At 43.4% G+C, this 23,807-nt stretch carries 18 protein-coding genes; 13 read left to right on the top strand and 5 right to left on the bottom strand.

The genetic code is table 11. The features are described 5' to 3' along the window. Window positions 1-142: 142 nt before the first annotated feature. Window positions 143-4,402 carry a 2-hydroxyacyl-CoA dehydratase gene (locus HMPREF0373_RS07140; RefSeq protein ID WP_021739003.1) on the bottom strand — a complete coding sequence of 1,420 codons (4,260 nt, stop codon included), beginning with the start codon at window positions 4,400-4,402 and terminating at the stop codon, window positions 143-145. A gap of 268 nt (window positions 4,403-4,670) precedes the next feature. Between HMPREF0373_RS07140 and HMPREF0373_RS07135 the strand changes: the two genes are divergently transcribed. The 4 genes from HMPREF0373_RS07135 (at window position 4,671) to pdxR (ending at window position 9,161) form a co-directional block, all read left to right on the top strand. Beyond that, entirely contained in the window at window positions 4,671-4,937 is a 267-nt protein-coding gene (locus HMPREF0373_RS07135; protein ID WP_021739002.1) for a LysM peptidoglycan-binding domain-containing protein, read from the top strand. 93 nt (window positions 4,938-5,030) lie between these two features. After that, a complete protein-coding gene (locus tag HMPREF0373_RS07130) occupies window positions 5,031-5,861 on the top strand; it encodes a hypothetical protein (protein WP_021739001.1) in 831 nt (276 codons plus the stop codon). Between the two features lie 114 nt (window positions 5,862-5,975). Next, window positions 5,976-7,646 carry a glutamine--tRNA ligase/YqeY domain fusion protein gene (locus HMPREF0373_RS07125; protein ID WP_021739000.1) on the top strand — a complete coding sequence of 557 codons (1,671 nt, stop codon included), beginning with the start codon at window positions 5,976-5,978 and terminating at the stop codon, window positions 7,644-7,646. 6 nt (window positions 7,647-7,652) lie between these two features. After that, a complete protein-coding gene (gene pdxR, locus HMPREF0373_RS07120; protein ID WP_021738999.1) occupies window positions 7,653-9,161 on the top strand; it encodes a MocR-like pyridoxine biosynthesis transcription factor PdxR in 1,509 nt (502 codons plus the stop codon). A 54-nt stretch (window positions 9,162-9,215) separates the two neighbouring features. Here pdxR and HMPREF0373_RS07115 read toward each other — a convergent pair whose 3' ends face one another. The 3 genes from HMPREF0373_RS07115 to HMPREF0373_RS07105 are packed head-to-tail and all read right to left on the bottom strand — an operon-like array spanning window position 9,216 to window position 12,081. Then, window positions 9,216-10,457, bottom strand: coding sequence for an ATP-grasp domain-containing protein (locus HMPREF0373_RS07115; protein ID WP_021738998.1), 1,242 nt, complete (start codon window positions 10,455-10,457; stop codon window positions 9,216-9,218). Between the two features lie 47 nt (window positions 10,458-10,504). Beyond that, window positions 10,505-11,266, bottom strand: a complete 762-nt coding sequence (locus tag HMPREF0373_RS07110) for an esterase family protein (protein ID WP_021738997.1) — start codon at window positions 11,264-11,266, stop codon at window positions 10,505-10,507. Window positions 11,267-11,316: 50 nt separating this feature from the next. Then, entirely contained in the window at window positions 11,317-12,081 is a 765-nt protein-coding gene (locus HMPREF0373_RS07105; RefSeq protein WP_021738996.1) for an alpha/beta hydrolase, read from the bottom strand. Window positions 12,082-12,302: 221 nt separating this feature from the next. On the opposite strand from HMPREF0373_RS07105, the gene HMPREF0373_RS07100 reads away from it, so the two are divergent. The 9 genes from HMPREF0373_RS07100 (at window position 12,303) to HMPREF0373_RS07060 (ending at window position 21,868) form a co-directional block, all read left to right on the top strand. Further along, complete coding sequence (locus HMPREF0373_RS07100) at window positions 12,303-13,637, top strand: uracil-xanthine permease family protein (protein ID WP_147597879.1); 1,335 nt, start codon at window positions 12,303-12,305, stop codon at window positions 13,635-13,637. A 111-nt stretch (window positions 13,638-13,748) separates the two neighbouring features. Beyond that, on the top strand, window positions 13,749-14,390 hold the full coding sequence (locus HMPREF0373_RS07095; RefSeq protein WP_021738993.1) for an HAD family hydrolase: 642 nt from the start codon (window positions 13,749-13,751) through the stop codon (window positions 14,388-14,390). Between the two features lie 109 nt (window positions 14,391-14,499). Continuing rightward, a complete protein-coding gene (ilvN, locus tag HMPREF0373_RS07090) occupies window positions 14,500-15,000 on the top strand; it encodes an acetolactate synthase small subunit (RefSeq protein ID WP_021738992.1) in 501 nt (166 codons plus the stop codon). 14 nt (window positions 15,001-15,014) lie between these two features. After that, a complete protein-coding gene (ilvC, locus tag HMPREF0373_RS07085) occupies window positions 15,015-16,052 on the top strand; it encodes a ketol-acid reductoisomerase (RefSeq protein ID WP_021738991.1) in 1,038 nt (345 codons plus the stop codon). 171 nt (window positions 16,053-16,223) lie between these two features. Next, a complete protein-coding gene (gene leuC, locus HMPREF0373_RS07080; RefSeq protein WP_021738990.1) occupies window positions 16,224-17,498 on the top strand; it encodes a 3-isopropylmalate dehydratase large subunit in 1,275 nt (424 codons plus the stop codon). Further along, window positions 17,498-17,992 (top strand): 3-isopropylmalate dehydratase small subunit, encoded by a 495-nt coding sequence (locus tag HMPREF0373_RS07075; protein ID WP_021738989.1) that lies wholly within the window; start codon window positions 17,498-17,500, stop codon window positions 17,990-17,992. Before leuC ends, HMPREF0373_RS07075 begins: the two co-directional genes overlap by 1 nt. 302 nt (window positions 17,993-18,294) lie before the next feature. Further along, complete coding sequence (thrC, locus tag HMPREF0373_RS07070) at window positions 18,295-19,785, top strand: threonine synthase (RefSeq protein WP_044963334.1); 1,491 nt, start codon at window positions 18,295-18,297, stop codon at window positions 19,783-19,785. Between the two features lie 14 nt (window positions 19,786-19,799). Next, complete coding sequence (locus tag HMPREF0373_RS07065) at window positions 19,800-20,159, top strand: hypothetical protein (RefSeq protein WP_021738986.1); 360 nt, start codon at window positions 19,800-19,802, stop codon at window positions 20,157-20,159. A 128-nt stretch (window positions 20,160-20,287) separates the two neighbouring features. Further along, entirely contained in the window at window positions 20,288-21,868 is a 1,581-nt protein-coding gene (locus HMPREF0373_RS07060) for a response regulator transcription factor (protein ID WP_021738985.1), read from the top strand. A gap of 47 nt (window positions 21,869-21,915) precedes the next feature. On the opposite strand, the gene HMPREF0373_RS07055 is transcribed toward HMPREF0373_RS07060, so the two are convergent. After that, a partial coding sequence (locus HMPREF0373_RS07055; RefSeq protein ID WP_021738984.1) for a sensor histidine kinase occupies window positions 21,916-23,807 on the bottom strand: 1,892 nt, incomplete at its 5' end.

Below are 23,807 nucleotides of genomic sequence, written 5' to 3'. Positions count from 1 at the left end.
TCTGTGATTTAAGTGGTGGGAGCATGTCACAATAGTAAATTAAAAATCTCCTGTATTTTTTCTCAGCGAGCGATTGCTAGCCGCGGAGACAAAATACAGGAGATTTTTTTCATACCTAAAACAAATTCACAAAAGAAGCTTTTTAAGCATCCTGTTTCTGTGATTTTTTCAGATTTTTCTGTGCCGTAGACAGCATCAGTTTAATACGGTTCAACTGGTTTACTTCGCTGGCACCCGGGTCAAAGTCGATAGCCACGATATTGGACATCGGATACTGATGGCGAAGCTCTTTGATAACACCTTTACCTACGATATGGTTCGGCAGGCAGGCAAACGGCTGACAGCATACAATGTTGTTGACACCGGAGTTGATCAGTTCCACCATCTCGCCAGTCAGGAACCATCCCTCACCGGTCTGGTTACCGTGAGATACAATGGATTCTGCATTTTTTGCAGTCTCGTAAATATTTGCCGGCGGTGTGAAATGTGTACTCTCTTCCAGTGCTTTATGCGCAACTCCACGCAGTTTTTCGATGGCCCAGATACCAAGATTTGATTTTGTCTTGGTAGATTTCTTAAATCCGAGGACGTCTGTCTTGAAGTTGTTGTTGTAGAAGCAGTAGAGGAAGAAGTCCAGCAGATCCGGAATGACTGCCTCAGCACCTTCAGATTCCAGCAGATCAGCAAGGTAGTTATTAGCCATCGGCATGAATTTAACCAGAATCTCTCCTACGATACCAACCTTCGGTTTCTGAATATCAAGTCTTGGCAGTACATCAAAATCATGTACCATTTCACGACAGTACTGTTTATACTTTTTATGACTGACGAGCTTATCGGTAGATACAAAGTCTGTAATTTTCTGTACCCATTTCTTGTGCAGTTCATTTGTGGAACCCGGAACTGCTTCATACGGTCTGGTTGCGTAAATACAACGCATCAGGATATCACCGAATACCAGACAGTACATACCTTTCTGGATCAGAGAAGCATTCAGCTTAAATCCCGGATTGGATTCAAGGCTGCTCAGGTTCAGTGAAATAACCGGAATCTGCGGATATCCGGCCTTTTCCAGTGCACGACGGATGAATCCGACATAGTTGGAAGCACGACATCCGCCACCGGTCTGTGACATGATGATAGCCAGATGGTCGACATCATATTTACCGGAAGTTACTGCATCCATGAACATACCAACTGTGATCAGGGATGGATAGCAGGCGTCATTGTTTACATATTTTAATCCTGCATCGACAGCAGCTTTGTTGTCATTTCCGAGAACGACCAGATTATATCCGGAAGCCTTAAATGCAGGCTCTAACAGTTCAAAATGGATCGGAGCCATCTGTGGAGCCAGGATTGTATAGGTCTTTCTCATTTCCTCTGTAAAGACGGCACGCTGGTAGCTGGACGGAACGATCTTACGCTCTTTCGGATTTTTCTCTCTTGTGCGGATGGCCGCAATGAGAGAACGGATACGGATACGAGCAGCACCAAGGTTGTTTACCTCATCAATCTTCAGACAGGTATAAATCTTGCCGGAGTGAGTCAGGATATCATTGACCTGATCGGTGGTAACAGCATCCAGTCCACAGCCGAAAGAGTTTAACTGGATCAGATCCAAAAAGTCGGTCGTTTTTACATAATTTGCAGCTGCATACAGTCTGGAGTGGTACATCCACTGGTCAAGTACGATCAGCGGGCGTTCCACCTGATGCAGATGAGAGATGGAATCCTCGGTCAGAACTGCAAACCCGTAGGATGTGATCAGCTCCGGAATACCGTGGTTGATCTCCGGGTCAATATGATATGGACGACCGGCAAGGACGATACCACGGCGGTGGTTGTCTTTTAACCACTGGATCGTTTCTTCACCTTTTTTGCGCATATCATCGCGGGCGCTGGCAAGTTCCTGCCATGCAGCATGTACAGCTGCTTTTACTTCAGAAGCCGGAATATCAAAATCTTCCTTCATGACTTCTTCGAGACGTTTGGTTAAAGTTTCTTCATCTGCGAAAGACATAAATGGATTGTATAATTTTACGTTTCCGGATGTGATGTCATCTACGTTATTTTTGATATTTTCCGCGTAGGAAGTGACGATCGGGCAGTTGTAGTTGTTGCTTGCATCCGGAAATTCTTTTCGCTCATACGGGATACATGGATAGAAGATTGTGTTAATACCTTCTTTGATCAGCCATGTAATATGCCCGTGTGCAAGTTTAGCCGGATAACATTCGGATTCACTCGGGATGGATTCGATACCAAGCTCGTAAATCTTTCTGGTGGAAGCCGGAGAGAGTACGAGACGGAATTTCAGTGCCTTGAAAAATGTTGCCCAGAACGGATAGTTCTCGTAAATGTTCAGGACTCTTGGCATACCGAGCGTTCCGCGGGTTGCTTCTTCCTCACTCAGAGGTTCGTAGTCAAAGATACGATGCAGCTTATATTCAAACAGGTTTGGAATCTGTTCTTTGTTTTTCTCTTTTCCGATACCTTTTTCACATCTGTTTCCGGTAATGTATTGACGATTTCCGGAAAATTTGTTGATGGTGAGCAGGCAGTTATTGGTACATCCACCACAGCGGGCCAGTTTTGTCTCAAATTTCAGATCATTGATCTGTTCGATGGACAGCATAGTGGTCTGTTTGCCTTCATAACGGTCACGGGCGATCAGTGCAGCGCCGAAGGCACCCATGATACCGGCGATATCCGGACGGATCGCTTTGCATCCGGAAATGGTCTCAAAGCTTCGCAGGACAGCATCGTTGTAGAAGGTACCGCCCTGAACGACGATATTTTGTCCAAGCTCTGTCGGATCGGACAGCTTGATAACTTTGAATAATGCATTTTTGATAACAGAGTAAGCCAGACCAGCGGAAATATCAGCAACAGATGCGCCTTCTTTCTGCGCCTGTTTTACTTTGGAGTTCATAAATACCGTACAGCGTGTGCCAAGGTCGATTGGATTTTTCGCAAATAATGCTTCTTTTGCGAAATCCTGTACGGAATAGTTCAGAGATTTTGCGAATGTCTCAATAAAAGAACCACAACCGGAGGAACATGCCTCATTTAACTGTACACTGTCAACAGTGTTGTTTTTGATCTTGATACATTTCATATCCTGACCGCCAATGTCAAGGATACAGTCAACCTTTGGATCAAAGAAGGCAGCTGCGGTATAGTGTGCAACGGTCTCAACTTCACCTTCATCAAGCATCAGAGCTGCTTTTACCAGCGCTTCGCCGTAACCGGTGGAACAGGAAGATACGATATGTGCATCTTTCGGAAGCTGTTCATAGATTTCTTTGATAGCGATGATGGAAGTAGCCAGAGGACTTCCGTTGTTGCTGCTGTAGAAGGAGTACAGTAACGTACCGTCTTCCGCTACCAGAGCAACTTTGGTTGTTGTGGAGCCTGCATCAATTCCGAGGTAGCAGTTGCCGCTATATGTAGAAATATCTCCTTTTTTAACACATGCACCATTGTGACGTGCGGTGAATTCGTCGTAGGCAGCCTGATCTGCAAACAGCGGATCCATACGTTCTACTTCGAATTCCATATGGATTTCCCCTTTTAATTTACCAAGCAGGTCTTCCAGAGAAATCTGATTCTCTTCTTTATAGTTCAGGGCAGAACCGATGGCTGCAAAAAGATGGGAGTTTTCCGGAACGATGGTATGCTCTTCATCCAGTTTTAAGGTGCGGATAAAAGCTTCTTTCAGTTCAGATAAGAAATGAAGCGGACCGCCAAGGAAGGCTACGTGCCCACGGATTGGTTTACCGCAGGCAAGACCACTGATGGTTTGGTTTACAACTGCCTGGAAGATAGAAGCAGACAAATCTTCTCTGGTTGCACCTTCATTGATCAACGGCTGGATATCTGTCTTTGCAAATACACCGCAGCGGGCAGCAATCGGATAGATCGCTTTATAATTCTTGGCATATTCATTCAGACCGCTGGCGTCTGTCTGGATCAGGGAAGCCATCTGGTCGATGAAGGAACCGGTACCGCCGGCGCAGATACCATTCATTCGCTGCTCGACATTGCCACCCTCAAAATAGATGATCTTGGCATCCTCACCACCAAGTTCGATGGCTACGTCGGTCTGCGGAGCTGCGTCCTGCAGAGCGGTAGATACGGCGATAACCTCCTGTACAAAAGGAACATCGAGGTGTTTGGCCAGTGTCAGACCGCCGGAACCGGTAATCATAGGGCAGAGTTGGATCTGTCCGAGTTTTTCGTATGCTTTATGAAGCAGATCGGTAAGTGTCTCGCGGATGTTTGCGAAATGACGCTCATAATCGGAAAAAACTAAGGTATTCTGCTCATCCAAAATTGCAATCTTTACCGTAGTTGATCCGATATCAATTCCAAGTTTGTGTAATTTTAAAGTATTCATTTTACCACCTGTATATGTTTAAGAGTTGTCTGAAATCATTGATTTCCAGTAAAAATCAGTGGAAAGTGATTTCAGAAGTTTCATATTAAATATATAACGCCTGCCAGATTACAAGCGAACTTCATTATACGACAGGAAATGGCAAAATACAATCCTTTTATATTTTTTTAACAAAGGGTATCTTTTGAATACTTTTTTAAATGGTGCAGGTGATCTGGGGTACAGAAAGAAAAAATATGCATATCTTAAAAGAAAAAAGGAAAAATAGATGAATCCTTATTTTGAATCCGAATACAGGGAATCCCGTATGATGCACAGCTGTCAGGGAGTGATTTATGTGGTAAAACAGGGTGATACATTGTATAAAATATCACAATATCATCATGTGAGTGTGACAGATATATTACTGGCAAATCCGTATGTGAATGTATATAATCTGCAGATCGGAGACGAACTGTGTATTCCGGTTGGAAAAATGGCTATGACAGGTGAAGCGGACACGAAAAATTCAAAGTTTGCGACGTTGACAAAGTGATAGCTGACCGATATAATCAAAAGATAGCTACAATTAAAGTTACTACAAATAGTACGTGAAATAGCTAAAAATAAAACGAAAGTAGGAAACAGAATGCATTTTTTAAATAAAATGGAACGTAAGTTTGGCAGATTTGCGATTCAGGGATTGATGAAGTATATTATCCTTTTTTATGTGGCGGGATATCTGATCGAATTCCTTGCCCCGCAGGCATACAGCTTTCTGACGTTGGAACCGTATCTGATATTCCATTATGGACAGGTATGGAGACTGGTGTCATGGGTATTGATTCCACCGCCAACCGGCAACTTTTTCTTTGCTATTATCATGATCATACTGTATTATCAGTTAGGTACTGCCCTGGAACGTACCTGGGGTGCATTTAAGTTTAACGTATATATTTTTGGTGGTATGATCTTTACGGTGCTTGGTGCATTGCTTCTGTATGTGATTTATGGTGTGAATACACCGATTTCCATGGGCGGCAGCTTCAGCACATACTATATCAATATGACAATTTTCCTCGCATTTGCGATGTGTTATCCGGATATGCGGATTATGCTGTATTTTATCATTCCGATCAAGATGAAGTGGATGGCAGGTATTTATGCGGCATTGATCATTTATGAAATGATCATTTCCAGTTGGGGCGGCAGAGTTGCCATTATTGCCTCTGTCCTGAATTTCCTGATTTTCTTCTTTACAACGCGCAATTATCGCAGTGTTTCACCGAAGGAAATACACAGGAAGCGGACATATCACCGTCAGGTACAGCAGCCGAAAGGTGTCACACGCCACAAATGTGCCATTTGTGGGCGAACAGAGCTGGACGATCCGAATCTGGAATTTCGTTTTTGCTCCAAATGCAATGGAAATTATGAATATTGTCAGGATCATCTGTTTACCCATGAGCATGTAAAATAAGATGTTTGATCTGCAGAATGAAATGTTAAATGCGTTTCTATTTTTGCAGCAGATTTATGGGAACTGCGACAGAAAAGGTTCTTACTTAAAAATACAGGAGAGAGAGGTTTGATTATGGAAAATGAAACAATTTCCAGAAATTTTATTGAGCAGATTATTGACAAGGATATAGAGGAGGGCAAATGTGAGACTGTATGTACCCGTTTCCCGCCGGAGCCAAATGGATATCTTCATATCGGACATGCAAAATCCATTCTTTTAAACTATGGGCTTGCTCAGGAATATCATGGAAAATTCAATATGCGTTTTGACGATACAAATCCGACAAAAGAAAAAGTAGAGTTTGTTGAGTCGATCAAAGCAGATATTGAGTGGCTTGGAGCTGATTGGGAAGACAGACTGTTTTTTGCATCTGATTATTTTGACCAGATGTATGAGGCAGCTGTAAAACTGATTAAAAAAGGCAAAGCGTTTGTTTGTGATCTGTCTGCCGAGGAGATTCGTGCGTATCGTGGAACACTGACAGAGCCTGGTAAAAACAGTCCATACCGTGATCGCAGCGTGGAAGAAAATCTGGAATTATTTGAGAATATGAAAAACGGCATGTATCAGGATGGAGAGAAAGTATTACGTGCCAAAATTGATATGGCTTCTCCGAATATCAACATGCGTGATCCGGTTATCTACCGTGTCGCTCATATGACACATCATCGTACCGGAGACAAATGGTGCATTTATCCGATGTATGACTTTGCTCATCCGATCGAGGATGCCATCGAGGGCGTTACACATTCCATCTGTACCTTGGAATTTGAGGATCATCGTCCTCTGTATGACTGGGTAGTAAGAGAGCTGGAGTATCCGCATCCGCCAAAGCAGATCGAGTTTGCAAAACTGTATCTGACCAACGTGGTAACCGGAAAACGTTATATCAAGAAGTTAGTGGAAGACGGCATTGTAGACGGATGGGATGATCCGCGCCTTGTTTCCATTGCAGCACTGAGAAGAAGAGGATTTACACCGTCCTCCATTAAGAAATTCGTAGAACTGTGCGGTATTTCAAAGAGCAACAGCTCTGTGGATTATGCAATGCTTGAGTATTGTATCCGTGAGGATCTGAAATTAAAAGCATCCCGTGCCATGGCGGTACTTGATCCGATCAAACTGGTGATCGATAACTATCCGGAAGGACAGACTGAGGAGCTGGAAGTAGATAACAACATGGAAAATCCGGAACTTGGTAAACGTGTCGTTCCTTTTGGCCGCGAGGTTTATATCGAGCGTGAGGACTTCATGGAAGAGCCTCCGAAAAAATACCGTCGTCTGTATCCGGGCAACGAAGTACGTCTGATGAATGCATATTTCGTAACCTGTACCGGATTTGAGAAAGACGAAGATGGAAAAGTAACAGTGGTACATTGTACGTATGATCCGGAGAGCCGCGGCGGAAACAGCCCGGACGGAAGAAAAGTACGTGGAACCATTCACTGGGTATCCGCAGCAGATGCAGTAAAAGCACAGGTTCGTCTGTATGAGAATATCATCGACGAGGAGAAAGGGGTATACAATGAGGACGGAAGTCTGAACCTGAATCCGAACTCCCTGACGGTACTGGATAATTGTTATGTGGAACCATCCTTACTGAAAGCAAAGAAATATGACAGCTTCCAGTTTGTAAGAAATGGTTTCTTCTGCGTCGATGCAAAAGATTCTACACCGGAGCATCCGGTATTCAACCGTATTGTATCCTTAAAGAGCTCATACAAACTGCCGACACAGGCATAGGAGAAAATGAAAGAATTAGCGATCACGCTTGATACAGAAAAAAAACAACCCTTATATGAACAAATTTACGAAGCCCTGCGGGAAGCAATCTTGCAGGGCCGTATTTTACAAGGGGAAAAATTGCCTTCCACCCGGTTTGAAGCGGAGTATCTGCAGGTGAGCCGCAGTACGGTGGAACTCGCTTATGATCAGCTGGTATCTGAGGGTTATATTCACTCGGAACCGTATCGCGGTTATTTTGCCTGTGATGTGCGGGAACTATATAATCTGACGGATATCCGGACCGGCGAGATGAAGCAGAAACAGTTCCGAACGGAAAACCAACAGGGAACGGCAGAAGCGGAAGGTTTACATGGGGAAACTGGAAGCAGCCTCCAAAAGCAGACCTCATATGAAATCGACTTTTCTCTGAATGAGCTTTCTATGGATAATTTTCCATATAATGGGTTAAGTAAGATCATGAAAAACCTTCTGTTGGATCATGGAAAACAGATTATGAGCAGTGGAAGTGTTTTTGGAGAAAAAAATCTGAAGGAAACTATCTGCGACTATCTGTATCATGCACGAAATGTACGGTGTACGCCGGAGCAGATCATTATCGGAGCCGGAAATGAATATCTGCAGCTTATGCTGATACAGATGCTGGGTACGTCGCATGGTGTTGCTATGGAATCCCCCACGTATCTGCGTGCTTACCGGACCTTTAAAAATGCCGGGCTTTCTGTGAGGGAAGTGGCACTGGATGATGCGGGAATGCGGGTGGATCTGCTGCGGAAAACAGATGCCGGTATTGCATATGTGATGCCGTCCCATCAGTTCCCACTTGGCATCGTAATGCCAATGAAACGCAGGCTGGAGTTGTTGAACTGGGCGGTGGAAGAACCGGAACGGTATATTATTGAAGATGACTATGACAGTGAGTTTCGATATAAAGGAAAACCGATTCCGGCCTTACAGGGAATTGACCGTTCCGGAAGAGTGATCTATCTGGGCACTTTTTCAAAAAGTATTGCATCCTCCATTCGTGTCAGCTATATGGTACTTCCGGAGCATTTGCTGGAACGGTATCAGGAGTGTTGTGGCTTTTATGCCTGTACGGTACCGAATCTGATGCAGCAGGCGATCTGTCAGTTTATGCAGGAGGGATATTTTGAAAAAAATCTGAATCGTATGCGTGCAATTTATAAAAGCAAGCATGATTTTATGCTGGCAGAATTAAAAAAGTATTCCTGGGTGCGGGAAATTATGGGAGAAAATTCCGGACTGCATCTTCTGGTAGAAGTGGATACAGACTGCTCAGAGCAGGATGTGATCGAAGCATGTGCAGAACAACAGATCCGGGTGTATGGTCTGTCAGAATATTACATCAGTCAGAATCCAAAACGTGAGTATCCAATTTTACTACTGGGATATGGTGGTCTGACGGAAGGACAGATTGCAGATGGACTGCAGATGATAGATGAGGTTTTAGCGGAGTTGAAAAAATATCAACCGATCAGTGTACATAAAGAATGAATACAGTGAAATCAAAATCCCCTGTTTGTAAGTGCAGGGGATTTTTGATTTCTGTTATGATTCAACCATTTCAGCTGCTTCAGATGTAACAGAAACATCAGGTTCCTTTTGTCTGGTTACATCGGCAAAGAACGTATGGAGTTCTTCTTCGGTATCAAAGGTAGCCAGATACATCTGATTTCCCATAGCATCTGCCAGCGCATCCGGCATCCGTTCTACCATTTTGAGATGATCATCATATTTTTCGATAATATCATCCGGTGTCAGGGCGAAATCCTTGCCATCCCGCAGTCCTGCAAAGGCGCAGAAATGATGAGTGCCGACTGGTTTCTGTGTGGAATCGTATGCAACCATGTCCGCCCAGATTTTGTATACATCGGTTTCACGGGCAAAATTGATCATATCCGGAGTGAAGCCGCCGGAAGGACGCATATTGACTTCTAGTGCCATCAGATCTCCTTTTTTGCCGAGCCCTTCATGATCGGAGAGCAGGCGGAAAAATTCAAAATGCACAAAACGGCTGCGCACGCCAAAGCTTTTTGCCGTTTCTCTGCCGAGGTAACGGGTGTCATCTGCCAGATCTTTCACAATATAAAACAGTGCGTTGTCGGCATTATTTACAATGTCCATAATGGACATCGGTGTAACATTTCCCGCTTCAAAAATCGGATTGCCGTGAGAATCGATGATCGCATCGTAGGAATTGATTTCTGCGTTAATAAATTCTTCCATGATATAAACGGTATCATCCCATTTGTTGGCAAAGAAATTGCCAAGTTCTTCATCAGAAGAAATTTTAAAGGTATGGGAAGCACCGACACCGTTATCCGGTTTTGTGACAACCGGGTAGCCTACTTCACGAATGAAATTCAGACAGCCCTCATAGTTGTCTACCATGTGGTAACGGGCCACCGGAATGCCGACACGCTGATAATATTCTTTCATGCAGGATTTGTATTTGATGCGTGGCATGTCTTCGTTATGAAAACCGCTCGGAATATTGAAATCTGTACGCAGACGGGCATCCTGCTCCAGCCAGTATTCATTATTGGATTCCAGCCAGTCAATGCGACCGTAATGCCAGATAAAGTAGCCGACAGCACCATAGACCTCGTCATAGTTTTCCAGGCTGTCTACTTTATAATATTCCTGCAGGCTTTCCTGAAGTTCCGGGCGCAGGTCGTCATAAGGACAGTCGCCGATACCGAGGACATTCATACCGTTTTCTTTTAATTCATGGCAGAAGTGCCAGTAATTCTCCGGAAAATTCGGAGAAATAAAAATCACATTTTTCATAATTGTTTTCTTTCTGTCGTATTGTATTGCGTTTCGTTCATTACAAATTATACCGGATCACACAGCAGATGAGGTACAAAATAAGTTACCTGTTTGTACCACCAGTCCCAGTCATGAGCACAGTCATATCCCCAGAAATCTACCCAGGCCGGAATCTGTTTCTGCTGCAGGATATCCCGAAGCTGATAGGTGCTTGCAGGTTCTTCCCATGCACCCTGTCCGACGCAGAGAATGGCTTTTCGCTGGCGGTAAAGTTCCATATAAGGGTGATCTGACGGCAGATTTGGCAGATAATGAACCGGGGAGTTCATATAAACCAGATCGTCCATATAAGAACCAAATCCGTAAGAGGCATCGTAAATACCGCTTAAGGCCAGCAATCCGTTAAACAGGTCGGGACGACGGAAATACAGATTTGCCGCGTGAGTAGCACCGAGGCTGCATCCAAAGGCAATGATTCCTCTGCTTATATAATCAGGCTGATATCCTTTCATCTTTGCATGGATAAAAGGAACCATCTCATCGGTGAGATAGCGGAACCAGTCCTCGTGGCGACAGATGCGAAAGCGCGGGTCGCCGTTTGTATTGGACCAGGTCTCTGCATCAATGGTATCCACCGTAAAAATGGTGACTTCCCCGGAGTCAATCCATGGTGCCCATACATCTGTCATGTGGAAGTTTTCAAAGTCGAAAAAACGTCCGTCCTGACAGGGGATAAAAAGGATTGGCTGTCCGCCGTGACCGTACAATTTGCATTCCATATCCCGGCCAAGTGCTGGACTATAATTTTTGAAATATTGTATGTTCATATGGAAAAGTCCTCCTGTGTTACTTCTATATAATATGATAGGAAAGATAGTTACAGATTATACATCAGTGTATTCATAAAAAAAGGAATCTGTCTTTCCCAGCTTGCCTCACAATGTTCACCATCCGGTACAATACGGCAGTTGAGATAAATATTTTTATCCAGCAGAAGATTCGCCGCCTGAGCAAAAGCCTGGTCCATTTTTCGGTGCTGTTTCATTTCACGGCTTCCATAATCCATGTATAAAATACTTCCCGGAAGCGGGCGGGAACGCCGGATCATCTGCATGAAGTCATTTGGTGCGATCCACAGGGACGGTGAGAGTGCTGCAGCGCGGGAAAAGAACTGATTATAATAGAGCAGTGCATAAATGCTCATCAGCCCGCCCATGGAACTACCGGCGATAAAAGTATGCTCCCGGTCCGAAAGTGTTCGATAATGTGTATCAATGTATGGCTTGAAGGTGTGGGTCAGCCAGTCCATAGTAATCTTGCCTTTACCGGTTATTTTGCCTTCCTTCGGTAAAGTAAAGTCATAAGGGGAATATTCCTGCAGTCGTCCGTGATCCGGGCTGTGGTTGCATTCGATGCCTACGATGATCAGCGGGGTATGGGTGTATTCCATATATTCTTTCAGTCCCCAGGATTTTCCGTAGGTGGCATGACTGTCAAAAAAGAGGTTGTGTCCGTCAAACATGTACAGTACCGGAAACCGTCGGTTTATGTCGTGAGTGTATGCCTCTGGCAGACAGATGTATGCACTCCGCACCTCATCTCCGGTGAGTTCCGGAATCGTGATATCCCATTTCTCTATCATAAAAAACCTCCATTATTAATTCAAAAATTGTGTGATCATTCAGAAACATATCGATGTAGTGTTGGCTCTGAAGTATTAAAATTTATCATAGCACAGTGGCAAAGAATTGGCAAGAAAGTACAGCCCGTCATTGCAAAACAAAACCATAGATGTTATGATGAGAATGCTTTGTGCCTGCCGGAAGGCAGCATGTAAAAAAATAGAAAACCAGAGGTATGAAAATGAAATCAAAAGAGAATACAACAATCGGAAATATATACCGGTTGAATGGGCGGGTACCGTTGCTGAAGGCAATCCCATTTGGTCTGCAGCATGTGCTGGCAATGTTTGTATCGAATCTGACACCGATCACTATGATTGGTCTGGCTTCCGGATTAAGCGGAAAAGAGTTGGCGATTTTACTGCAGAATGCCATGTTTGTTGCGGGTATTGCCACATTGATCCAGCTGTACCCGGTCTGGAAAGTCGGTGCAAAACTTCCTATCGTTATGGGAGTAAGTTTTACCTTTGTAACAATCTTAAGTTATGTGGGCGGCACCTACGGATACCCAACGATGATCGGAGCAGTGTTGGTCGGCGGTGTCTGCGAAGGTGTCCTTGGTCTGTTCGCAAAATATTGGAAGCGGTTTATCACACCGGTGGTTTCGGCATCCGTAGTTACTGCAATCGGATACTCCCTGTTTACGGTAGGGGCCCGTTCTTTCGGCGGTGGTTATACTGATGATTTCGGTTCCGTGCAGAACCTGGTGCTTGGACTGGTGACACTGGCTGTGTGCCTGATTTTTAATGCCGTGGCAAAAGGATATTTAAAACAGCTGTCCGTGCTGGCCGGACTGATCGTAGGATACATCATTGCGTTATGCCTTGGACAGGTAGACCTGTCCGGTATGCTGGACGGCGGTCTGATTTCTCTGCCGCACCTGCTTCCATATCGTCCGGAATTTAATCTGAGTGCGATTATTTCAGTTGTAATTATTTTTATGGTATCCGCAGCGGAAACGATCGGTGATTCCACTGCTCTTGTGGCCGGAGGACTTGGTCGTGAGATTACAGAGAAAGAGATTTCCGGTGCTTTGGCCTGCGATGGTTTCGCAAGTTCCATTTCCGGATTATTTGGATGTCCGCCGGTTACTTCCTTCAGCCAGAACGTCGGCCTGGTCAATATGACAAAAGTGGTCAACCGTTTTACTATTATGACAGGTGCTGTATTTATGATTCTTGCAGGTCTGTTTCCGCCAATCGGTAATTTTTTTGCAAGTCTGCCGCAGTCCGTGCTGGGCGGATGTACCATTATGATGTTTGGTACGATTATGATCAGTGGTATCCAGATGCTGGCAAAAACAGGTTTTTCCCAGAGAAACGTAACCATCGCAGCATTATCACTTGCTGTCGGTATCGGATTTACCTCCACCAGTGAAGTGGAAATCTGGAATATTTTTCCGCAGATCGTCAAAGACGTATTTTCTGCAAACTGCGTGGCTGTCGTATTTGTTGTAGCAATTATTCTCAGCCTGATTTTGCCAAAAAATATGGAGATTGAAAAAATCAGTGGGTAACGGGTAACAGTAATGCGTTCATGAGCAAGCGGCGAAAGCGAATTGCAAATGTCTGCTTTATGGAACTTGTGAATTGTTTTGAAAAAAGATAAGGAAAAATAAGGAAAAAATATGACAACGTTTTTGTTTGATATGGATGGAACTCTGTTTGATACGGAAAAATATTATAACCGCGCCTGGAAACAGGCAATTTCCGATTCGGGATATGAACTTCCGGAGGAGGAAGTATTAAAACTTCGCAGTCTTGGGCGTCCCTTCGCGTTGGAACAGTTTCAACGCTGGTTTGGACCGGAGGTGGATTACCTGGCAATCCGGGAACATCGCAAAGAATTGATGAAAGACTTTTTGTCAGGACAGATTCCATTGAAACCGGCAGTTCCGGAGACGTTGCGGTTTTTAAAAGCACAGGGATACCGTCTTGCGGTTGTGACAGCGACCGGACCGGAACAGGCAGAGCATAATCTGTGTACTGCCGGAATCCGCCAGTACTTTGATGCGGTAATCTGCGCGACTATGGTGGAGCGGGGGAAACCTGCGCCGGATGTTTATGCATATGCCTGTCATACACTTGGCGTAACACCGGAGGAATGCTATGCCGTAGAAGATTCCCCAAACGGAGTCCGCTCTGCACATGATGCGGGCTGCCGCGTCATCATGATACCGGATCTGACACAACCAGATAAAGCAACCGGGAAGTTACTGCATCGAAAGTTGGACACTTTTGGGGCACTTAGAAATATGCCTGTTGAATAAAAAAATATACAAAAAGTGGAAAAAAATGGTTCCACAAAGGGGTTCCTGCCCTTGACAAAAAAAATAGATGTTGCTAGAATGTGCAGTAACGTAGAAAGGTGGTTTTCACATGAGAAAACAAGTGTTATCTCTGTTAGTTGAGAATACTTCCGGTGTTTTAAGCCATATTTCCGGACTGTTCAGCCGACGTGGATATAATATAGACAGTTTTTCCGCAGGCGTGACAGCAGATCCGAGATTTACCAGAATTACAGTAGTTTCCAGTGGAGATGAACAGATTCTGGAACAGATTGAGAAACAGCTGGCGAAGCTGGAAGATGTAATTGACATTAAAAAACTTCAGGATGGAGAGTCCGTATGCCGTGAACTGATCCTTGTAAAGATAAAGATCAATGATACACAGCGTCAGGCAGTACTTTCTGTTGCTAATATTTTCCGGGCAAAGATCGTGGATGTCTCTAATGACTCCATGGTGATTGAATTGACCGGTGGCCAAAGTAAGCTTGATGCTTTTTTGGATTTGTTGAGAGGATATGACATTCTTGAGCTGGCTCGTACCGGAATTACCGGACTGAGCAGAGGTTCTTCGAATGTTACTATTATAGATTAAATAATCATTTGCAAATGGAGGATAAGACAATGGCAAACGCAAAGATTTATTACCAGGAAGATTGTAACCTTTCTCTTTTAGAGGGTAAAACAATTGCAGTGATTGGCTATGGCAGCCAGGGACATGCACATGCATTAAATGCAAAGGAGTCCGGATGTAATGTCATCATTGGTCTTTACAAAGGTAGCAAATCCTGGGCAAAAGCAGAAGCACAGGGCTTCGAAGTATATACAGCAGCAGAAGCTGCAAAAAAAGCTGATATTATCATGATCCTGATCAATGATGAACTTCAGGCAGATATGTACAAAAAAGACATTGAGCCGAACCTTGAGGCAGGTAATATGCTGATGTTCGCTCATGGTTTCAATATTCATTTCGGATGTATCAAACCGCCAGCAGACGTTGACGTAACAATGATCGCTCCGAAAGGACCGGGTCATACAGTAAGAAGCGAGTATCAGGCAGGCAAAGGTGTACCGTGTCTGGTAGCTGTAGAGCAGGATGCAACAGGAAAAGCTATGGATCTTGCACTTGCTTATTCACTGGCAATCGGTGGAGCAAGAGCCGGCGTTCTTGAGACAACATTCCGTACAGAGACAGAGACAGATCTCTTTGGTGAGCAGGCAGTACTTTGCGGTGGTGTTTGTGCATTAATGCAGGCAGGTTTCGAGACTCTGGTTGAGGCTGGATATGATCCGAGAAATGCTTACTTTGAGTGTATCCATGAGATGAAACTGATCGTAGATTTAATCTACCAGTCAGGTTTCGCAGGAATGAGATATTCTATCTCCAATACAGCTGAGTATGGCGATTACATTACAGGACCGAAGATTGTTACAGAAGATACAAAGAAAGCAATGAAGAAAATCCTTTCTGATATTCAGGATGGTACATTTGCAAAAGAGTTCTTACTGGATATGTCTCCTGCAGGACGTCAGGTTCACTTCAAAGCTATGCGTAAATTAGCAGCAGAGCATCAGTCTGAGGCTGTTGGTGCTGAAATCCGTAAACTTTACAGCTGGAATGGCGAAGATAAGTTAATCAATAACTAATTGTTACGTTTCGCAAATGAAACGGGTGAACTGAAAAAAAGAGGCTGATGAAGCCTCTTTTTTTTACCTTGTATTCTGAAAATGTGTATGATAGAATATAGTTTGATGAGTTGAATTACCACTGTGAAGTGATAAATTGCACTTTGCTGTGTAATAAAGGAGGAAAAGACAATGGGAATGACTATGACACAGAAAATTCTTGCTGCCCATGCAGGACTTGATTCCGTGACAGCCGGTCAGTTAATTGAAGCAAAACTGGACGTTGTTATGGCAAACGATATTACAGGTCCGATGGCCCTGCCAATTTTCCGACAGATGGCAGATAAAGTATTTGATAAGGATAAAGTAGTGCTGGTACCGGATCATTTTACACCGAATAAGGATATCAAATCTGCGATCAACTCCAGATCCATTCAGGATTTTGCAAAAGAGCAGGGACTGAAATGGTATCTGGTACAGGGAAAATGTGGTGTAGAGCATGCAATCTTACCGGAGTACGGTATTGTAGTAGCCGGTGAATGTATCATCGGTGCGGATTCTCATACTTGTACATACGGCGCACTTGGTGCTTTTTCAACCGGTGTAGGTACCACAGATATCGCAACCGGTATGGCGACCGGAGAACTCTGGTTCAAAGTTCCGTCCGCGATCAAGTTCGTACTGACCGGAAAACCGGGTCCGTATGTCAGCGGAAAAGACGTGATCATCCACATCATTGGCAAGATCGGTGTAGATGGTGCATTATACAAATCCATGGAGTTTGTCGGTGATGGTATCGCAAACCTGACCATGGATGATCGTTTCACTATGGCAAACATGGCCATCGAAGCAGGTGCAAAAAATGGTATTTTTATCGTAGATGATCAGACAAGAGCTTACATGGACGCTCATTCTGATAAACAGTATACTGCTTACGAGCCGGATGAAGATGCCCAGTACGATCAGATTGTTGAGATCGACCTGTCTGAAGTTCGTCCGACGGTTGCATTCCCGCATCTTCCGGGTAATGCAAAAACAATCGATGAAGTAGAGGCCATGGAGCCGATCAAGATTGATCAGGTAGTCATCGGATCCTGTACAAACGGACGTATCTCCGATATGAGAAAAGCAGCAGCCATCTTAAAAGGACATACGGTTCATCCGGATGTACGTGTTATGGTTGTTCCGGCTACTCAGGAAGTATACAAAGAATGTATCAAAGAAGGTCTCGTTGATATCTTTATCGATGCAGGCTGTGCATTCAATACACCGAGCTGCGGTCCATGTATGGGTGGTCATATGGGTGTTATGGCTCCGGGTGAGAAATGTGTATCTACCACAAACCGTAACTTTGTCGGAAGAATGGGAGATGTAGAGTCTCTGATCTATCTGGCTTCCCCAGAGGTGGCAGCAGCAAGTGCGATTGCAGGTTATATCGCAAATCCTGAGAAAGTAGGTGATAAATAATGAAAGCAGCAAAAGGACATGTATTTAAATATGGTGACAACGTAGATACCGACGTAATCATTCCGGCAAGATATCTGAATTCATTTGACGCTCAGGAGCTGGCAACTCACGCAATGGTTGACATCGATCCGACTTTTACACAGCGTGTACAGCCGGGTGACATCATCGTGGCAAGAAAAAACTTCGGATGCGGTTCTTCCAGAGAACATGCACCGTTATGCTTAAAGACCGCAGGTGTCAGCTGCATCATCGCAGAGACATTTGCACGTATTTTTTATCGTAATGCCATCAATATTGGACTTCCGATCATTGAGTGTCCGGAAGCATCCCGTGAGATTGAAGAAGGTGATGAGGTAGAAATCGATTTCGACAGCGGTAAAATCTATGACCGTACAAAAGGAACGGAATACCAGGGACAGGCTTTTCCACCGTTTATGCAGAAAATCATTGACAGTGAGGGCCTGGTAAACTACATTAACAGCAAACGAAAATAAAAATGGCTGACTGACAGAAACTGGATCAGAAGCAAAAGGAGAATCAGAGAGAATTGTGTATACACAGTTTTCTCTGATTTTTTTTGAACGCAGGCCGCAAAGCGACTGCGTTCATGAGCAAGCAGCGAGCGAATTGCGAATATCCGCTAAAGTTCAGACTCTTTCTACTTGTATTTTAAAAATGTGTATGATAAAATACTGTTCAATAATTTAAATTATTACATTAAAGTGATGAAATACAAATTATTGTGTTATGAATTGTAAAAAAAGTGAAAATGCGACAGCAGAGAAAGGAAGAAATTATGGCAATTTTATATGCAAATACCAGAGATGCATCAGAGAAAGTAACTGCCTCCCAGGCAATTTTAAACGGACTGGCAAAGCATGGAGGATTGTATGTGCCGACAGAAATCCCGAAACTGGATATTCCGGTAGAGGAACTGGCAAAAATGAGTTATCAGGAGACTGCATACGCAGTTATGAGCAGATTCCTGACAGATTTTACAGAGGAAGAACTGAAAAACTGTATCGATCGTGCTTATGATTCCAAATTTGACACACCGGAGATTGCACCGTTAGTAGAAGCAGATGGCGCTTATTATCTGGAGCTGTTCCATGGCGCAACCATTGCATTCAAAGATATGGCATTATCCATTCTTCCGCATTTGCTGATCACAGCAGCCCGCAAAAATGAAGTGAAAGAGGATATCGTTATTCTGACTGCAACTTCCGGAGATACCGGAAAAGCAGCACTGGCAGGCTTTGCAGATGTAGAAGGAACCAAGATTATTGTATTTTACCCGAAGAATGGTGTCAGCCCGATCCAGGAAAAACAGATGGTGACCCAGAAGGGTGACAATACATTCGTTGTAGGAATTCATGGAAACTTTGACCAGGCACAGACCGGTGTAAAACAGATGTTTTCTGATCCGGAGATGAAAGCGGAACTGCTTCAGGCAGGCTATCGTTTTTCTTCTGCAAATTCCATCAACATCGGACGCCTCGTTCCACAGATTGTTTACTATGTATATGCATATGCAAAAATGTATGCGAACGGCAGAATCGCAGCAGGGGAACCAATCAATGTGGTAGTTCCGACCGGAAACTTTGGAAATATTTTAGCAGCTTTTTATGCAAAAAATATGGGACTTCCGATTGCGAAATTAATTTGTGCCTCTAATGAGAACAAAGTCTTATATGATTTCTTCCGTACCGGTGAGTATGACAGAAACCGTGAATTTATCCTGACTTCTTCTCCGTCTATGGATATCCTGATCTCCAGCAACCTGGAGCGTTTGATCTACCGTATTGCTGGCGAGAATGCGGAGGAAAATGCAAAACTGATGGCAGCATTATCCACAGATGGAAAATATACCATCACAGACGAGATGAAAGCTCAGTTAGAGAACTTCTACGGAAATTACACCACAGAGAAAGAGACTGCTGAGGTGATCTCCGCATTATATGAGAAGACCGGTTATGTCATCGATACACATACTGCAGTAGCAGCCGGTGTATATGGAAAATATAAAGCAGAGACAAAAGATGAGACCAAAACAGTTATCGCATCTACGGCAAGTCCGTTCAAATTCACAAGAAGCGTTATGGATGCCATTGATGAGAAATATGATTCCATGACAGATTTTGAACTCGTGGATGAACTTTCCAAGATCGCAAATGTGAAAGTTCCGCAGGCTATCGAAGATATCCGCAGTGCAGCGGTACTTCATAAGACAGTATGCGAAGTGGATGAGATGCCGAACATTGTGAAAGAATTTCTTGAGATAAGATAGGAGAATCATTTAATATGGTAGCAGCAGCTATGGGGAATACCGGAATTATGACCATATTTGATTTTATTCTGATTGTGTATGGCATTTATTCCATTACGACTGCACGGAAAATGCGACAGGATCATCAGGTGCCGCAGTGGCTTGTGTCGCAGCAGGATCTGGTGCGGATTCGTCAGCCAAAAGAGTTCTGTGAACAGATGGCACCAAAGACCATGATCTTTGGATTTATTTGCGCCGGTTATGGCTTATATGAATTAGCTGTAGAGGCGTTTCTGAAAATGCAGATGGCCAAAGCCATAGGAATTGCAGTATTTGGGGTGGGAATCGTGTGGTTCCTGACACAATTAAGCAAAGCAAAGAAAAAATATATGTAACAATTCAGAAGCAGGGTGATTTTCATTAAATATGTGATTCGCATTTGGGTAAATGAACATATTTAAGAAAATCGCCTTTGTCTCTGGATCGTTACATATTTTTTCGTTTGGATAAAATAGGGGAAGTTATGTATCGATTATTATTACTGGATGATGAAGAAATTGTAACGCGGGGAATACAGAAAGTTTTTGATCTTGAAAAATCCGGGTTTCAGGTGGTAGGAGTGTTCCAGAATCCACAGAAAGCACTGGAGTCTCTGCCGGGATTGCAACCGGATCTGATGATCACAGATATCAAAATGCCGCAGATGAGCGGATTGGATTTCGCCGCAGAAGCGAAGCAACTGCTGCCGGAAAGCGAAATTGTTATTTTGTCCGGATATGGAGATTTTGGTTTTGCCCAGAGTGCGGTAAAAATCGGTGTTAGTGATTATCTGCTTAAACCGATCAAAAAAGATGATTTTCAGCAGATGCTGGATACAATGCATGCAAAACTGGAGGAAAAGAAAACACAGAAACAGCAGGCAGATAATATGGCACTGCTTTTGCAAAATAGCTATACAGAACTGAAAAACCGCTTTTTCTTATCTCTGGCAGAAGACAATGTGTTTGACGAAAAATTGTATCAGACATTGCAAAAACACCATACAATGGATGTGTTTGATACAGATTTTTTGCTGGTAAAGGTTGATTTTGATCAGGCTTATCTGCACGGAGACTATATGTCAGAGATTGGAAAATTGATTCAGGACAGTGAAGGAAAATTTGCAGATTTTGGTTTTGTGGAAGCATTTTTGTCCGATGAGAGTCTGTATTTTTACGTCTATAACATGAAAGCGTCCGATGAGGAGATGATTCGTCAGGAGACAAGGCTTCTTGTTGAAGAAAAACGACAGAAAGGAATCCAGCTTGTGTGTGGCATCAGTCATATGTATCACGGAATTCGGGAATTGTTTCGGGCAAGGAATGACTGTATCCGACGGATTTTTATGCAGAGAGCAAATATTGATGAACATTCTGCGGCAAACCCGATTCAGACGGATGAAATCAATGTTCATATGCCGTATGAGGAAATTGAGACATTGTTCCATATGATCACCACCGGAGAGATGGAGGGATTGCCATATATTTTGCGGAAAATTTATGAACTGCCGGAGGATAATATTCCGATCCTGCTGCTTGATTACAGTTGCAGTGTTACATTTCTGATCCTGCTTCGTGTTTACCAGTTGCAGTTTAAATTTGGTCTGGATCAGCAGATTGTTTCACACAGGGAACTGGATCTGCGTGTGTTGAAACGGGAATATCCATCTATGGAAATTCAGAGAAATCTGGTGGAAAAGAAGCTTCTGACTGTGGCCGAACAGATTGCGGTACAGGAAATGGCAGCACCGTCCAAGATGATTCGTGCAGCATTGGATTATATTAATGAACATTTTCATGAAAATATTTCTCTGATGGATGTGGCGGAGAATATCAATATCAGTAAAAATTATCTGTGTGATATTTTTAAGAAAGAACTTGGAGTTACCTTTATCAATTATGTGACAAATCTTCGCATTGAGAAAGCGAAAGAGTATCTGACCGGTACGGATATGAAAATGTATGAGGTTTCCAACGCTGTCGGTTATAACGACTATGCATATTTCTCACAGATTTTCAAAAAACATACCGGAAAGACACTCTCCAGTTATCGCAAGAAAAAGTAATCTCAGTGGGAAGCTCAACGCTGACCGAAACGGAGTGCAGACTAAAATTATACTCCACTGGTGCGAACCGGTAGAAGGATGGTACATATCGTCTGACTGTCGGTTCTTTTGTATGTAAGGCCATAGTTCGCTCCGCAGATCAGCTTGATCCTGCGATTGATGTTCTGGACACCGTAACCTTCATTTTCAAAATTCAGCAGTGTTGGGTCATTTGGATCAAAAGCAAGGAGACGTTGCATTTTTTCCAGATTAATGTTAGTGCCGTCATTGCGGATGATGATGTGTGTGAAGTCATCCACCGAGATGGATATTCCCAGTCGTCCACCATGTTCTAACTGACTGATGCCATGTTTTAGGGCGTTTTCAATGATGGGCTGCAGGATGAAACGTGGGATAAAAATGAGGGGAAGCGGTTCCGGCAGATCAAAGTCATAGGTGAGCCGGTCTTCATAACGGAATTTCTGCAGTACCAGATAGCTTTGGATATAGCGGATTTCCTGATTCAGTTCTGTGAACGGACTGTTATTTTTCATCAGACTCAGCCGGAAGGTATCAGAAAGAGCAGTGATCATTTCACTGATTTCATCCTGCCCGTTTGTCAGAGCAATCCAGTTGATGGAGTCTAAGGTATTGTACAAAAAATGCGGATTGATCTGACTTTGCAGCAGAGCAAGTTCAGCATCTTTTTTTTCAATGTTTTTTACATAGTTTTCCTGGATCAGTGTATTTAAACGATCCTCTAACTGTTCATAAGAACGGTACATTTGGCCAATTTCGTCCGTGCGGATTTTGTAAGCAGAAATCTGACGGGTATCGATGGTTTTATCATCAAATCCGTGGTAAGTATCCATTAATCTGGATAGGCTGATGATTGGCCGGGCCATATTATTGGCACTGTAGCGGGATATGAGAAACAGAATCAGGATGATTACGGCGATCATCAGCACCAGTTCGCCCATAAGTACAGAAGCGTTGTGATTAACTTCCTTGTATGGAGTGATCATGCATGATTTCCAGCGGTTGTGGTTCAGATTGCTGCAGGTGACAACGTACTGTTCCTTTTTCCAGGAAATAATCCCACTTTTTTCCGGTACAAGATGTTCGTCCAGAATCCCGGAATAATCTTTCATGCTGACATTGGAAATAATGACATTGTTATTCGCATCCATCAGAAATGCATTGGTGCTGTTCCCAAAAGAAATCTGATGCCACAGGTTCTGAATATATTCGTCATCCAGATAGATCATCAGATAGCCAAGCTGTGTCTGATAGTCTGCGGTACTGAAAACCGGCCGTGCGAGCATCAGTGTATTAATTTGATTTGGAATTTCTTTGTTTTCCTGTGACTGATAGGTTTTTGCACTTAAAAAGGCATAAGGAAACCACTGATAGGAAGTATCAGATTTTTGCAGAGAAGGAAACCACCATTTGTCCTGGATGTTTTGAAAAGAAGAAACATCCGTGTAGGCATGTTCTGTGGAAAAAAGGGTGTGATTCATACCGGTGAGTACCATACTGTTGATGTAGTCACGGTTTGCAACGAAGGCATTGACATAGTAGGCAGTGCTGTGGTCTTCCGGATAAGGGTCTCCGGCGGCTGCATCCTGCATAAATTTCTGGATATCAGAATTATAAACCATTTCCCGGGAAATATTTTCTATATCGTTGAACATGGCTAATAATTGTGTATTTAGCTTCTGTACTTCAATAGCCTGCGTCTGTTCAATACTTTGATGGATGCTGCTTTGCAGAAACAGAAATGAGCCGATAAACAGCGCAGCCATTACAGGGACGGCAATAAAAATAAATGACAAAAACAGCCGTTGCGTAAAATTGATAGAATCAGACAGTTTATTAAATATATGAAAGAAAGGAACCTGTTTTCCGTTGTGTGTTTTTTTCATAACTTCTTGTATGATAATTAGGAAGTTAATTATCA

The sequence above is a fragment of the Eubacterium ramulus ATCC 29099 genome, assembly GCF_000469345.1.
Taxonomy (GTDB): Bacteria; Bacillota; Clostridia; order Lachnospirales; family Lachnospiraceae; genus Eubacterium_I; species Eubacterium_I ramulus.
The sequence above is the reverse complement of the archived record's forward strand: the minus strand, read 5'-3'. Positions and strand labels throughout refer to the sequence as shown.